The sequence below is a fragment of the Actinocatenispora sera genome (genome assembly GCF_018324685.1).
In the GTDB taxonomy this organism is placed as follows: Bacteria; Actinomycetota; Actinomycetes; order Mycobacteriales; family Micromonosporaceae; genus Actinocatenispora; species Actinocatenispora sera.
Genome location: NZ_AP023354.1, coordinates 4,417,668 through 4,430,992, shown reverse-complemented (window position 1 = coordinate 4,430,992; position 13,325 = coordinate 4,417,668). Strand labels below are relative to the sequence as shown.

Here is a 13,325-nt window from a genome sequence, read left to right as displayed (position 1 = left end):
TGGTGGGCATGGCGGCACCTCGGTCTCGTGGCGGGTGGGATGTCCGCGGGCACGGGCACCCGAACCGAGCCGACTTGCGACGGGAAATTATCGCTGTGCGACGACAACTTACCATCAGATCCCTTAAATTTGGAGTGGCGATTTCATGAACCGGCGGTGCCTCGCCGGCAGGCACCACCGTGCCAGGCGGTAACGTACGGCTCGCACGAGCGGCGGAAGGAGCCGGATGACGCAGCGACGCAAGGATCCGGGATCGCGTCAGCAGGACGTCGCCGCGTACCTGATGCAGGTCGGTACGGCAAGCGCTCAGGATCTGGCCGACCGGTTCGACGTCAGCCTGGTCACCGCGCACCGCGACCTGGACGAGCTGGCCCGCCGCGGCCTGGTCCGCAAGTTCCACGGCGGCGTGACCGCGCAGCCCTCCAGCGTGTTCGAGAGCAACGTCGCCTACCGGCGCCAGCTCGCCGTCGAGGCCAAGCGCGAGATCGCCCGCGCCGCGGTCACCCTGATCGAGCCCGGCATGTCGGTGCTGTTCGACGACTCGACCACCACGCTGGAGCTGGCCGAGCTCGCTGCCGACATCGACCCGCTGACCGTGATCACCAACTTCGCCCCGATCGTGTCGCTGCTGCAGGGCCGCCGGAACGTGCGGCTGATCGCGCTCGGCGGCGAGTACAACGAGTCGCACGACTCGTTCCTCGGCGCCCCGTGCCACGCCGCGGCCCGCTCGCTGCACGCCGACCTCGGCTTCTTCTCCTTCGCCGGCGTCGCCGACGGCGGCGTGTACCACCAGGAGCAGGAGATCGTGGTGACCAAGCGGGCGCTGCTCGCCGTGCCGGGTCGGCGCGTGCTGCTCGTCGACCACGGCAAGCTGGGCCGCACCGCCCTGCACCGGGTCGCCGAACTGCCCGAGTTCGAGCGGCTCGTCACCGACTCCGGCGCCGACCCGGCGGCCGTCGGGGAGCTGACCGACGGCCGCGTCGCCGTCACCGTCGCGGCCGGCTAGATTTGGCGCCGTGATCGGGTACCGGTGCGCCAGCGGCGCGAACCTGCGGCGGGCCGTACCGCCGGTTGCGGCATGAGGGTGTTGGTGACCGGCGGCGCCGGGTTCATCGGCTCCGCCTACGTGCGGGCGGCGCTCGCCGGTGAGTACGGGCCGGCCGGCCCCACCGCGGTCACCGTGCTGGACCTGCTCACCTACGCCGGTCGCCGGGACAACCTGCCGGCGCACCACGACCGGCTGCGGTTCGTGCAGGGCGACGTCCGGGACGTCGCCACGCTGGCCGAGGTGGTGCCGGGCCACGACGCGGTCCTGCACTTCGCCGCAGAGTCGCATGTGGACAGATCGGTGTCGGACGCCGACGACTTCGTGTCCACCAACGTGCTCGGCACCCAGCGGCTGCTCGACGCCTGCCGCCGCGCCGGGGTGCGCACCGTGCTGTGCGTGTCCACCGACGAGGTGTACGGGTCGATCGACGTCGGCGCCTGGTCGGAGGAGGCGCCGCTCGCCCCCAACTCGCCGTACGCGGCGGCCAAGGCGGGCGCCGATCTGCTCGCCCGCGCGTACCACCGCACGCACGGCCTCGACGTGCGGATCACCCGCGGCTGCAACACCTACGGCCCGCACCAGAACGTCGAGAAGCTCATCCCGCGCTTCGTCACCAACCTGCTGTCCGGCGAGCCGGCCCCGCTGTACGGGGACGGCCGTAACCGGCGGGAGTGGCTGCACGTCGCCGACCACTGCGCGGCGATCCAGCTGGTGCTCACCGCCGGCGCGCCGGGTGGCGTCTACAACATCGGCAGCGGGGTGGAGTTGACCAACGCCGAGCTGGCCACGCGGCTGGTCCGGCTCTGCGCGGCCGATCCCGGGCTGATCCGGCACGTCACCGACCGCAAGGGGCACGACCTGCGCTACGCGCTGGACTCCACCCGGATCGCGACGCTGGGTTTCCGGCCCCGAACGGAGTTCGCCGCCGGCCTCGCCGCCACCGTCGACTGGTACCGCACCCACCGCGGCTGGTGGTGACCTCGACCGGCTGCCGGCGGTACCGGGGAGCGCACCGCCGCTCGGCGGCACGGAGAACGGTGCGCGCGCTCGCGTCGGCGCACCGGCCCCGGCCGCTCACCGCGGCGCGGTCAGGTTGTTGCGAAGGTCCAGACGGCGCGGGGGCCGGGGCCGACGACGAGGGCGGAGTGGCCGATCGTCTCGGTGTGCCGGCTGCCGGTGGGGTGGTTGAGCGACAGGGTGATCCGGCGCAGGCCGACCTGATCGACCGGTACCGCGTCGAGCCGGATGGTGGTGCCACCGCGCACCGCGACCGCGCCCGCAGCACCCGCCCGCACGACGAATCCGCCGGCCCGCAGCAGCGGCAGCGTGCTGTCCAGGTCGCCGCGGGTGATGGCCAGCTCGATGCCGGTCACGTCGCGCATCAGGTGGTCGCGGTAGTCGTCCGGGAGGTACCGGTCGCGGCTCACGTCGCCCGGGTACGCGGCGGGCGCGGTGCCGCTGCGCGGGTCGGCGAAGTACTCCGGCCGGTACTCCATCGCCCAGGCGCTGAACGTGTCGTACTGCTCGGTGGTGGAGACCGAGTCGAACCACGGCACCGGCACCCCGTCGCCGAAGTCGCGGGTCTGCTGGAAGGGGATCGGGTCCGGCACGCCCTCGGCCGGCAGCCGGTCGATGACGGTCTGCAGGTCGCCGGCGTGCTCGGTCGACACGCCCATCCCACCGGCACCGAGCTCGCCGTCCTTGCCAGGCACGTCACCGATGCCGAACAGTTCCAGGTAGGTCTGGTGCCCCAGCAGGTAGCGCCCGGTCCAGGTCTCGCCGCCCGCGCCGGTGGTGGTGCGCACCTGCAGGTTCGCGAAGTCGCGCAGGTAGTCGGAGTGCTCGATGGCATCCGCGGTGGCGCGGTCGAACACCCCGTAGGCGTGGTTGAAGAACAGCAGTTGCCGGCCGGGCCAGGGATGGTGCGCCGCGGCGCCGGCCCGGCCGGGCGCACCGACGACCGCGGTGGTCAGCGCCACCGCCAGTACCGCTGCGAGAACGAGGATCCGGCGCCCCAGCGCCCGCGACATCACCATGGCGAGATGGTAGTGGCGGGGCGCAACCGCACCCGCACGATTGGTCAGTACAGCAGCTGGTACCGGTGCGGGCTCCAGGCCAGTACCGCGTAGATCTGCACCATCGCCGCCTGCTGGATCGCCTGCGTTTCGCCGTTGTGGTCGAAGTCGAACAGCCCGGTGCCGCCGTCGCGGTTGGTGTCCCAGACGTCGTTGGCGTAGTCGCGCATCGCGTCCCGGTAGGTGTGCCCGCCGGTCACCGACTCCAGCAGCAGCAGGTTCTTGAAGAAGATCGCGTTGAAGTACGGGGGCTGCGCCGCGAGCCGCCCCTGCCCGACGTAGTAGTCGTACGCCGCCTCGGCGGTCCGGCGCGCCCGCGCCAGGTAGTCGCGGTCGTGCGTGACCTGGTAGAACAGCACGTCCACGCCGACCGGTACCCCCTGGTTGTACGACCAGTAGGTCTGCTCCACCGTGCCGGCGAGGTCGAGGTGGTCGTAGTACAACCCGTCCGGGCCGAGCAGGTGCGCGTTGGTCCAGTCGTACATCCGGCGGGCCCAGTCGAGGTAGGAACGCTGGCCGGTGATCTGGTAGAGCCGCAGGCCGAGCTCGGCGCCGGGCATGTTCGAGACCGTGTTGCGATCGTGGCTCCAGCTCGCCTGGGTCCAGAACACTCCGCCGGGGTCGGCGTGGCTGTCGTCGGTGTCCCAGCCGGACACGACCAGGTCGAAGATCCGGCGGGCGCGCCGCAGTGCCGCCCGGTCGCCGCCGGCGAGGTAGCGCTGGACGTCGAACAGCCCGACCCACTCGTTGTCGTCGTAGAAGAAGTCGCCGCCCCCGCCGTACGGCGCCACCGGGTAGGAGGCGTAGCCCGGCACCCCGGTGGTGCCGCCGGAGGCGAGCCAGTACCGCTGCTGGCCGGTGTCACGGTCGGCCAGGTCGTCGCGGTACCGGGCGCCGAGCGCGCCGGGCATGCCGGTCAGGTCCAGCGTCGCGCCGTGCACCTGCGAGTACGGCCACTCGTACGAGTAAACGTTGTCATTCGCCTGCACCGGGTACTGCTCGCGGTACAGGCCGGAGCCGTCCGCGGCGGCGAAGTAGGTCTGCAGCGCCCGGTAGCTCGCCGCGGCGCGAGCCGCGTCGGACGCCGGTGCCGCGGTCGCCGGGGCGCCCGCCAGGGCGATCAGGGCGGCGAGGCCGCCCGCCACGGCGGCGCGCACGATCCGCGCGCGTCGGCCTCTCCGGGTACCCGTCGCGGGCGGGGCGGTCGTTGGTCGCACGGCACTCTCCTGCGGTCGGCTCGGCCGGTCCGGGAGTCGCCCGGCCCGGCGGAAATCGCATCGCCGGCGACGATGACGGCGTCCGCGAACGAACGTAGGCAGACCGGCGCATTCCGTCAAGATCGGTCGCCCGTTCCGGCGCCGGCGCCCGGATCCGGGGATTCCCGGTGCGGCTGTTCTTGATTGATTCCAGAATTTGCGGCAGACTGCACAGGGTGCCCACGACATCGGAGTTCGAGCGCATGCTGCGCGGCGTCGCACTGCGCGTGACGCGGCCGCGGATGGCGGTGCTCGCCGCGGTGTACGAGCACCCGCACGCCGACACGGACTCGATCATCGGTGTCGTACGGGCGGGCCTCGGCGGCGTGTCCCACCAGGCGGTGTACGACGTGCTGCGGGCGCTGACCACGGCCGGGCTGATCCGACGCATCGAGCCACCGGGCTCGGTCGCCCGCTACGAGGCGCGCGTCGGCGACAACCACCACCACGTCGTCTGCCGCTCCTGCGGCATCATCGCCGACGTGGACTGCGCCATCGGCCCCGCACCCTGTCTGACCCCGTCGGACGATCACGGCTTCGTCATCGACGAGGCCGAGGTGGTCTACCGGGGGCTGTGCCCCGATTGTGTTACCGCATCGTCCAGGTAGTAAATCCGAAAGGAATACCGTGTCTGACAACTCTGACGCCGTCCTGAGCGACGTCAACGACGAAAGCGCCGGCGGGTGCCCCGTCGTACACGGCGGGCCGGTCGGTCCGGCTGGCGTCGGCGGCAACCGTGACTGGTGGCCGAACCGGCTCAACCTGGCGATCCTGCGCAAGCACACCGCGGCCGCCAACCCGATGGACGCCGACTTCGACTACCGGAACGAGTTCGCCTCGCTCGACCTCGACGCACTGGCCGCCGACGTCGACGCGCTGCTCACCAACTCGCAGGACTGGTGGCCGGCCGACTTCGGAAACTACGGCCCGCTGATGGTCCGGATGGCCTGGCACAGCGCCGGTACGTACCGGATCGACGACGGCCGCGGCGGGGCCGGTGGCGGGCAGCAGCGGTTCGCACCGCTCAACAGCTGGCCCGACAACGTCCTGCTGGACCGGGCCCGCCGGCTGCTGTGGCCGGTCAAGAAGAAGTACGGCAAGAAGATCTCGTGGGCCGACCTGTACGTCTTCACCGGCAACCGCGCGCTGGAGATCATGGGCTTCAAGACCTTCGGCTTCGCCGGCGGCCGTACCGACGTGTGGGAGCCCGACGAGGACGTGTACTGGGGCCCCGAGCGCACCTGGCTCGGCGACGAGCGGTACTCCGGCGACCGCGAGCTGGACAAGCCGCTGGCCGCCGTGCAGATGGGCCTGATCTACGTCAACCCGGAGGGCCCCAACGGCAACCCGGACCCGGTCGCCGCGGCCCGCGACATCCGCGAGACGTTCCGCCGGATGGCGATGAACGACGAGGAGACCGTCGCGCTGATCGCCGGTGGCCACACGTTCGGCAAGACGCACGGTGCCGCCGACGCCGACCAGTACGTCGGGCCCGAGCCGGAGGCCGCCCCGCTGGAGGAGATGGGGCTGGGCTGGAAGGGCAGCTACGGCTCCGGTAAGGGCCGCGACGCGATCGGCAGCGGCCTGGAGGTCACCTGGACGCCCACCCCGACCCGCTGGGACAACACGTTCTTCGAGACCCTGTTCGGCTACGAGTGGGAGCTGACCGACAGCCCCGCCGGCGCCAAGCAGTGGGTGGCGAAGGACGGCGCCGGCGCCAACACCTTCCCGGACCCGCAGGACGGTTCGCTGTCCCGGCCGCCGACGATGCTCACCACCGACCTGTCGCTGCGCTTCGACCCGATCTACGGGCCGATCTCGCGCCGCTTCTACGAGCACCCGGACGAGTTCGCGGACGCGTTCGCGCGGGCCTGGTTCAAGCTGACGCACCGCGACATGGGGCCGATCCAGCGCTACCTCGGCCCGCTGGTCCCGGGCGAGCGGCTGGTCTGGCAGGACCCGGTGCCGGCGGTCGACCACGAGCTGGTGTCGGCCGAGGACGTGGCCGCGCTCAAGCGGCAGATCCTCGACTCGGGGCTGACCGTGGCGCAGCTGGTGTCGACCGCGTGGGCGGCGGCGTCGACGTACCGCAACAGCGACAAGCGCGGCGGCGCGAACGGCGGCCGGATCCGGCTGGAGCCGCAGCGCGGCTGGGAGGTCAACGAGCCGGACTCGCTGGCGCAGGTGCTGGGCACGCTGTCGGGCATCAAGGAGTCGTTCGACGCCGCGCAGACCGGCGGCAAGAAGGTCTCGCTGGCCGACCTGATCGTGCTCGGCGGCGCCGCCGGCGTGGAGCAGGCCGCCAGGCAGGCCGGCGTCGAGGTCAAGGTGCCGTTCACCCCGGGCCGTACCGACGCCAGCCAGGAGCAGACCGACGTCGAGTCGTTCGTACCGCTGGAGCCGAAGGCCGACGGGTTCCGCAACTACCGGGGCAAGGCCAGCGGTCAGCTGCCGGCCGAGTACCTGCTGGTGGACCGGGCCAACCTGCTCAACCTGACCGCGCCGGAGATGACCGTGCTGGTCGGCGGGATGCGGGTGCTCGGCGCGAACTACCAGCAGTCGCCGCTGGGTGTGTTCACCGACCGGCCGGGCGCGCTGACCAACGACTTCTTCACCAACCTGCTCGACATGGGTACGGAGTGGAAGCCGACGGCCGACGACGCCCAGACGTTCGAGGGCCGCGACCGTGCCACCGGCGAGCTGAAGTGGACCGGCAGCCGGACCGACCTGATCTTCGGTTCGAACTCCGAGCTGCGTGCCGTCGCCGAGGTGTACGCGAGCGACGACGCGCGGGAGAAGTTCGTGCACGACTTCGTCGCCGCCTGGGACAAGGTCATGATGGCCGACCGGTACGACCTGGTCTGAGCCACCGTCCCGGCCGACCGGGGCAGCCCACCGGCCGCCGCACCGACCTCGGTGCGGCGGCCGGTTCACGCCCGGGGTGGCGCGGGGCTCCCCCGCCGGCGGGAGCCCCGCGTCGGCTCAGTCCGGCTTGCCGCCCGAGACGAACGCCTCCCGCGGATGCTCGACCGACTCCAGCGAGACGATGTCGCGGCCGAACATCGCCTGGGTCAGCCAGCCCGCGAACACCCGGACCTTGCGCTCCCAGGTCGGCACCGCGAGCACGTGGTACCCGCGGTGCATCAGCCACGCCGGCCAGCCCTTCACCACGATCCGGTGCCACTGGAAGATCCCGTTGCCGATGCCGAGGGTGGCGACCGCGCCGAGGCTGTGGTGCACATACGGCTTCGGCGCTCGGCCGTGCAGGTTCGCGGCGATGTTGCGGGCCAGCAGCTTGCCCTGCCGGAACGCGTTCTGCGCGTTCTGCACCACGTACGCGTCGGGAACCCCGGCGGCGAGGTCGGGCACCGCCGCGTCGTCGCCGGCGGCCCAGGCGTCGGCGACCGGCTCGGCGTCGGTACCCACCCGCAGGTCCGGACGGACCACGATCTGGCCGCGCTCGCCGATCGGCAGGTCGGTGTGGTTGCGCACCACCGGGTTCGCGTCGTTGCCGGTGGTCCACACGATCAGGCCGGAGTCGTACTCCTCGCCGGTGGACAGCACCACGTGGCCGTCGACGGCCGACAGCACCTTGGTGTCCAGGTGCACCTGCCCGCCGCGGTCGGTCAGCGACCGCACCACCCACCGGCTGGGCTCCTCGCCCACCTCCGGCAGGATCCGGCCGGACGCCTCGATCAGGTGGAACCGCAGCTCGCTGCGGTGCAACCGGCGGTACCGGCGGACCAGCGAGTTGGCCAGCGACAGCGTCTCGCCGAAGCCCTCCACGCCGGAGAAGCCACCGCCGACGAACGTGACCGTCAGCAGCCGCTTCCGGACCGGCCCGACCGGCAGCGACGCCGCCCGGTCGAACGAGGTCATCAGCCGGTCCCGGATCGCGACCGCCTCCTCGACGTACTTCATCCCGATCGCCTCGCTGGCGACGCCGGGCACCGGGAACTTGCGGGTGACCGCGCCGGCCGTCACGACGATGACGTCGTACTCCAGGTCGAACTCGGGGCCGAGGTCGGGCCGCACGGTCACCCGGCGGTGCTCGTGGTCGATGTTGGTCACCCAGCCCGGTACCACCCGGGTCCGGCGCAGGTGCCGGCGCAGCGACACCGCCGCATGCCGCGGTTCGATCGAGCCGGCCGCGACCTCCGGCAGGAACGGCTGGTAGGTCAGGTACGGACGCGGGTCGACGACGGTGAGCGCGGCCTCACGGGACCGCAGCCTCTTCTCCAGCTTCCACGCCGCGTAGAAGCCCGCGTACCCGCCGCCGACGATGAGGATCCGCTTCACGGTGCTCCCCCGATCTGATGGGTTCACCCTCTAAGACAACGTGACACGCCCGTTCGTGACCAGTGTGGGGCGTCTAGCCGCTCACAGCCCGGAAGGTGGCCAGTTTCTCCGGATTGATCTGCCACATCAGCCGCTCGATGCCGTCCGCGGACACGTCGAGCGCGACCAGCCCGACCGGTTCGCCGCCGTGGCGTACCAGCACCACCGGCTGGCCGTTCGCCTCGACCACGCTCACCTCGGTGCCGGGCCAGAACCGCGGCCCGATCGCCCGCACGTACTTCGCGACCCGGTCGACCCCCACCACCGGCATCCTGGTGGCCCGGGCCAGCCCACCGCCGTCGGAGGTGCTGACCACGTCCGCGCTCAGCATCTTCTCCAGCGCCGCCAGGTCGCCCGACCGGGCCGCCCCGACGAACGCGGTCAGCATCCGCTCGTGCTGTGCCCGGTCGACCGGCTTGCGCCGGTCCGCGGCGAGCCGGCGGCGGGCCCGGCTGACCAGCTGCCGGGCGGCCACCTCGGTGGTCTGCACGATGTCGGCGATCTGCCGGTACGGGTAGTCGAACGCCTCCCGCAGCACGTACGCGGCGCGCTCGGTCGGGGACAGCTTCTCCAGCAGCATCAGCACCGCAAGCTCCAGCGCGGCACCGCGCTCGGCGCCCAGCTGCGGATCGGCGGAGGTGTCCACCGGCTCCGGCAGCCACTGCCCCGGGTACGTCTCGTGCCGCGCCCGGGCGCTGCGGCTGGCGTTGATCGCAAGGCGGGTCACCGCGGTCGCCAGGTAGGCCGCCGGGTTCTCCACCGTGGACCGGTCGGTGCGCTGCCAGCGCAGCCACACCTCCTGCACCAGGTCCTCCGCGTCGGCGGCGCTGCCGAGCATCCGGTAGGCGATCCCGAACAGCCGTGGTCGTACGGCGAGGAACACCGCCGTGGCGTCCGACAGCTCCTCGTCGGGCGTCTCGATCTCGGGCATGCGGCGACGTCCCTTCCCCCTGCGTGCGCGATCTCCATCATCGACCGTCGCCGGCGGGCCCGCACGAGGTGTTCGCCACTTGGTACCGGGATCGGTGCGGCCGGGCCGGTCGGGTCAGGACGGGTCGGCAGGGAGAAACGGTGCCGGGGGCAGACTTTTCACCTCGATTCGCCCGGCTGGTCCCGGGTCGCCCGGTGAACCGCACGGTCCATCCGGCGGTCCGGCACGATCCACAGCACCGCGACGGCGACGTAGCAGGACAGCGCGATCCAGACCCCGCTCCGACCGTCTCGGTCGATGGTCAGCGCGGCCAGGACCCCGGCGAGGTACAGCACCGCCGAGACCTTGCCCTTGACGTCGGCGCCGATCGCCGCGCGCAGCGGCGATCCGGGGCCCTCCATGCGAATGATCACCCGCTGCAGCACCAGGTACGCGCCGGCGGCGCAGAGCAGGTCCACGCCGTACAGCACGACCGGGGTGGGAGCGAACCGGGAGTCGTCCATCCACGCGGTGGTGAACGGGAACAGCGACAGGAAGAACAGCATCGCCAGGTTGGCCCACAGCGCACCGCCGGTGATCTGCTTCGTCAGCTGGAACATGTGGTGGTGGTTGTTCCAGTAGATGCCGACGTAGACGAAGCTCAGCAGGTAGGTCAGCAGCCCGATCCCGGTGGCGTGCACCAGATCCGCGAGATGGTGGCCGGACGGTACGGTCAGCTCCAGCACCATGACGGTGATGATGATGGCCATCACCCCGTCGCTGAACGCCTCCAGCCGGTTGGTGCTCACCGCGTCGTCACCCTCCTGGTCGTGCCGTCCGGCAGTCTCGTGACACGTGACGCCCCGGGCGCCGCGCGATCGCGTACGCCCGGGGCCGGTACGGGTCAGGCGGTCGCCGGCACCCGGCGGTCCGCGCGCGCGGCCAGCTCGTCCTCGTCGACCAGGGTGAGCATCGGCGACCCGGGCGGGCACAGCATCGTGACCGTGTAGCGTACCGGCATGTCGTCCCGGTTGTTGCCGTTCTGGTAGTGGATGACGTCGCCGCCCGGCTCCCAGAACGCCTCGCCGGCGCGGACCACCCGCGGGGCCTCGCCCTCCAGTTCGAACAGCATCTCGCCGGACACCACGTACCCGAAGCACGGCCCGTTGTGCCGGTGCGGCGGGGTACCCGGGTCACCGGCCGGGAACTCGACGATCACCGTCATCGCGTGTGCGCCGGCCGGGATGGTCGGCGGCTCGACCTCCTGGATCATCGTCAGCGCCGACTGCCAGGCGCCCGCGCTCCGCTCGGTACTGGTTTCGCTGTCCGGCATCTGTTGCCTCCTTCGCCGTACGGGGCGTGCACCCCGCTGCTGTCCGCTCGACGGCCGCCCCGCAGCCGCCCCGAGGGCGATCGCCCCACCCGTGTGACAGGGCACCCAGCCGGGTTGTGACAGCGAAACCGTCACGTCCGGCCGGTCCGCGCTGTCGTAGCTGGCAGCGGTACCGACGAAAAGGGGACACGATGAGCAGCCCTACCGGCGACGACGCCACGCGGGACATCCGACGAAACCGCCTGCCGCACGACGGCTTCCTGCACGCGCTGGAGCACGACGTCGAGGCGGAGCTGGAACTGGCGGAGGACGGGCCCGACGGGCGGCCGGACCCCCGCCCGGTCGACGAGTGGCTCGACCCGGACGCCCAGCGGTACGAGATCGGCCTGCAGAACCTGCTCGGCGCGGTCGAGTCCGCCGAGGAGTCGGTACGCGAGGCGATGCCGGGCGCCGGCCACGCGTCCCGCCCGGCCGCGTCGACGGCCGGCACGCTCGGCCCGCCGCAGCCGACGGCGGCGCTGCCGCACCGGCACGGCAGCCAGGTACCCGCCCGCGACCACTGCCTGAGCCTGGTCCGGGCGGTGGACCGGCCGACCGCCGCGACCCGGTACGGGCGGATGTTCCCGCAGCTCGAACCGCTGGCCGGCGACCCGGAGTCGCTGCTGCGGGCCGGCGACCCCGGCGGCATCTGCGACGCCGGCGCCGCGCTGGACCGGCTGGCCGGTACCGCCGGCGACGACGCCACCCAGGCCGCCGGCTGGCCGTTCTTCGGCCAGCTGATCGCGCACGACATCACTGCCGACCGCTCCCCCATCGGCGGCGCGACCGGACCCGAGCAGCTGCGCAACGCGCGCGCCCCGAAGCTCAACCTGGAGCTGCTGTACGCCGACGGTCCGATCGGCTCCCCGTTCCTGTTCGACGTCGAGGATCCGGCGAAGTTCCTGCTCGGCCCGGACGGCCACGACGTGCCCCGCAACCAGCAGGGTGTCGCGCTGATCGGCGACCCACGCAACGACGTGCACCTGTTCTCGCTGAGCCTGCACGTCGCCCTGCTGCGGGCACACAACCGGATCGTCGACCGGCTGCGTACCGCCGGGGTCGCCGAGGCCGACCTGGTCGACGCCGCGCGGGTCGCGCTGACCTGGCACTACCAGTGGATCGTGGTGCACGACTTCCTGCCCCGGCTGGTCGGCGCCGAGCTGGTCGAGCAGGTACTCGCCGAGGGCGGCCGGTGGTTCGCACCCGAGCCCGGACACGGGTACATCCCGCTGGAGTTCGCCGACGCCGCCTACCGGTACGGGCACGGCCAGATCCGGCACAGCTACCGGCTCGTCGCCGACGGACCGGCGGTACCGCTGTTTCCCGACCTCACCGGCTTCGGACCGCTGCGGGCCGACCGCCGGCTCGACTTCGCACAGGTCTTCGACCTGCCCGGCCGGCCGCCGGCGCAGCGGGCGAAGCGGCTCGACGGTCGGCTCGCCACCAGCCTGATCGGCCTGCCCGAGCAGGTCACCGGCGAGCTGGCGACCGACGACTACCGCTCGCTCGCGGTCCGCGACCTGATCCGCGGCGAGACGACCGGGCTACCCAGCGGCGAAGCGGTCGCCCGGCTGCTCGGCGCCGCGCCGCTGACGGCCGACGAGCGGGGCCACGACTGGCCGCACGACACCCCCCTCTGGTACTACGTGCTCAAGGAGGCGCAGCACCGCGGCGACGGCGACCGGTTGGGCCCGGTGGGCGGGCGGATCGTGGCGGAGGTGCTGATCGGCCTGCTGCGCGCCGATCCGGCAAGCTACCTGAGCCTGGAACCGGGCTGGCGGCCGAACCTGCCGGCGGCGGGCGCGACGTACGCGCTGACCGACCTGCTCACCCTCGGCGACGACCGGGAGGAGTCATGACCGGCGGCGCCAGGATTCCGGCGCCGGCCGAGGGACTGCTCGTCTCGCTGTTTCTCACCGTGCGCGACGTCGAGCGCTCCCGCGACTTCTACTCGCGGATCCTCGGCGGCACCGTGGTGATGGCGGAGAACCCGTGCATCGTCCAGCTGTCCAACTCGTGGATCATCATGAACCCCGGCGGGCCGCCCACGCCGGACAAGCCGGGGATCTCGGTGGTCGACTACGAGCCGGGCGACACCACGTCGATCTTTTTGAACCTGCGAGTCGCCGACATCCACGCGTGCCACACCGGGTGGAGCGCGAAGGGGGCCACCTTCGTCACGCCGCCGCTGGACCGCGGCGCCGAGATCCGCTGCTACCTGCGGGATCCGGACGGCTACCTGATCGAGGTCGGTCAGTCCACCGGGCTGCTGCACGGCCAGCACGCCGACCCGTCGTCCGGGCGGTGAGGTTGGCAGCGATCGGTA

General features: G+C 72.1%; 12 protein-coding genes. 6 read left to right on the top strand and 6 right to left on the bottom strand.

What is annotated here, in order from left to right; all coding sequences use genetic code 11:
* Window positions 1–226: 226 nt before the first annotated feature.
* Together Asera_RS21135 and rfbB are read left to right on the top strand one after the other, a co-directional pair.
* Window positions 227–1,006 (top strand): DeoR/GlpR family DNA-binding transcription regulator, encoded by a 780-nt coding sequence (locus tag Asera_RS21135; RefSeq protein ID WP_035296570.1) that lies wholly within the window; start codon window positions 227–229, stop codon window positions 1,004–1,006.
* A gap of 72 nt (window positions 1,007–1,078) precedes the next feature.
* The gene (gene rfbB / locus Asera_RS21130; RefSeq protein ID WP_030446229.1) at window positions 1,079–2,026 is read left to right on the top strand and encodes a dTDP-glucose 4,6-dehydratase; all 948 of its coding nucleotides are present in this window, start codon (window positions 1,079–1,081) and stop codon (window positions 2,024–2,026) included.
* A 110-nt stretch (window positions 2,027–2,136) separates the two neighbouring features.
* Here the strand turns inward: rfbB and Asera_RS21125 are convergent, their stop codons facing one another.
* A complete protein-coding gene (locus Asera_RS21125) occupies window positions 2,137–3,084 on the bottom strand; it encodes a DUF5829 family protein (RefSeq protein ID WP_051802220.1) in 948 nt (315 codons plus the stop codon).
* A gap of 44 nt (window positions 3,085–3,128) precedes the next feature.
* Window positions 3,129–4,280: a glycoside hydrolase family 76 protein gene (locus Asera_RS21120; protein WP_211255575.1), complete on the bottom strand. Its 1,152-nt coding sequence runs from the start codon at window positions 4,278–4,280 to the stop codon at window positions 3,129–3,131.
* Between the two features lie 302 nt (window positions 4,281–4,582).
* Between Asera_RS21120 and Asera_RS21115 the strand changes: the two genes are divergently transcribed.
* A complete protein-coding gene (locus Asera_RS21115; RefSeq protein WP_280529768.1) occupies window positions 4,583–4,987 on the top strand; it encodes a Fur family transcriptional regulator in 405 nt (134 codons plus the stop codon).
* A 19-nt stretch (window positions 4,988–5,006) separates the two neighbouring features.
* The gene (katG, locus tag Asera_RS21110; protein ID WP_030446233.1) at window positions 5,007–7,244 is read left to right on the top strand and encodes a catalase/peroxidase HPI; all 2,238 of its coding nucleotides are present in this window, start codon (window positions 5,007–5,009) and stop codon (window positions 7,242–7,244) included.
* 117 nt (window positions 7,245–7,361) lie between these two features.
* Here the strand turns inward: katG and Asera_RS21105 are convergent, their stop codons facing one another.
* From Asera_RS21105 to Asera_RS21090, 4 genes are all read right to left on the bottom strand, one after another.
* Window positions 7,362–8,678, bottom strand: coding sequence for an NAD(P)/FAD-dependent oxidoreductase (locus tag Asera_RS21105; protein WP_030446234.1), 1,317 nt, complete (start codon window positions 8,676–8,678; stop codon window positions 7,362–7,364).
* A gap of 73 nt (window positions 8,679–8,751) precedes the next feature.
* Window positions 8,752–9,648 carry an RNA polymerase sigma-70 factor gene (locus Asera_RS21100; protein ID WP_030446235.1) on the bottom strand — a complete coding sequence of 299 codons (897 nt, stop codon included), beginning with the start codon at window positions 9,646–9,648 and terminating at the stop codon, window positions 8,752–8,754.
* 158 nt (window positions 9,649–9,806) lie between these two features.
* The gene (locus Asera_RS21095) at window positions 9,807–10,436 is read right to left on the bottom strand and encodes a TMEM175 family protein (protein WP_030446236.1); all 630 of its coding nucleotides are present in this window, start codon (window positions 10,434–10,436) and stop codon (window positions 9,807–9,809) included.
* A 95-nt stretch (window positions 10,437–10,531) separates the two neighbouring features.
* Window positions 10,532–10,960, bottom strand: a complete 429-nt coding sequence (locus tag Asera_RS21090) for a cupin domain-containing protein (RefSeq protein ID WP_030446237.1) — start codon at window positions 10,958–10,960, stop codon at window positions 10,532–10,534.
* Between the two features lie 191 nt (window positions 10,961–11,151).
* On the opposite strand from Asera_RS21090, the gene Asera_RS21085 reads away from it, so the two are divergent.
* Complete coding sequence (locus Asera_RS21085; protein WP_244843975.1) at window positions 11,152–12,858, top strand: peroxidase family protein; 1,707 nt, start codon at window positions 11,152–11,154, stop codon at window positions 12,856–12,858.
* Window positions 12,855–13,307: a VOC family protein gene (locus Asera_RS21080; protein WP_030446239.1), complete on the top strand. Its 453-nt coding sequence runs from the start codon at window positions 12,855–12,857 to the stop codon at window positions 13,305–13,307. Before Asera_RS21085 ends, Asera_RS21080 begins: the two co-directional genes overlap by 4 nt.
* Window positions 13,308–13,325 lie beyond the last annotated feature (18 nt).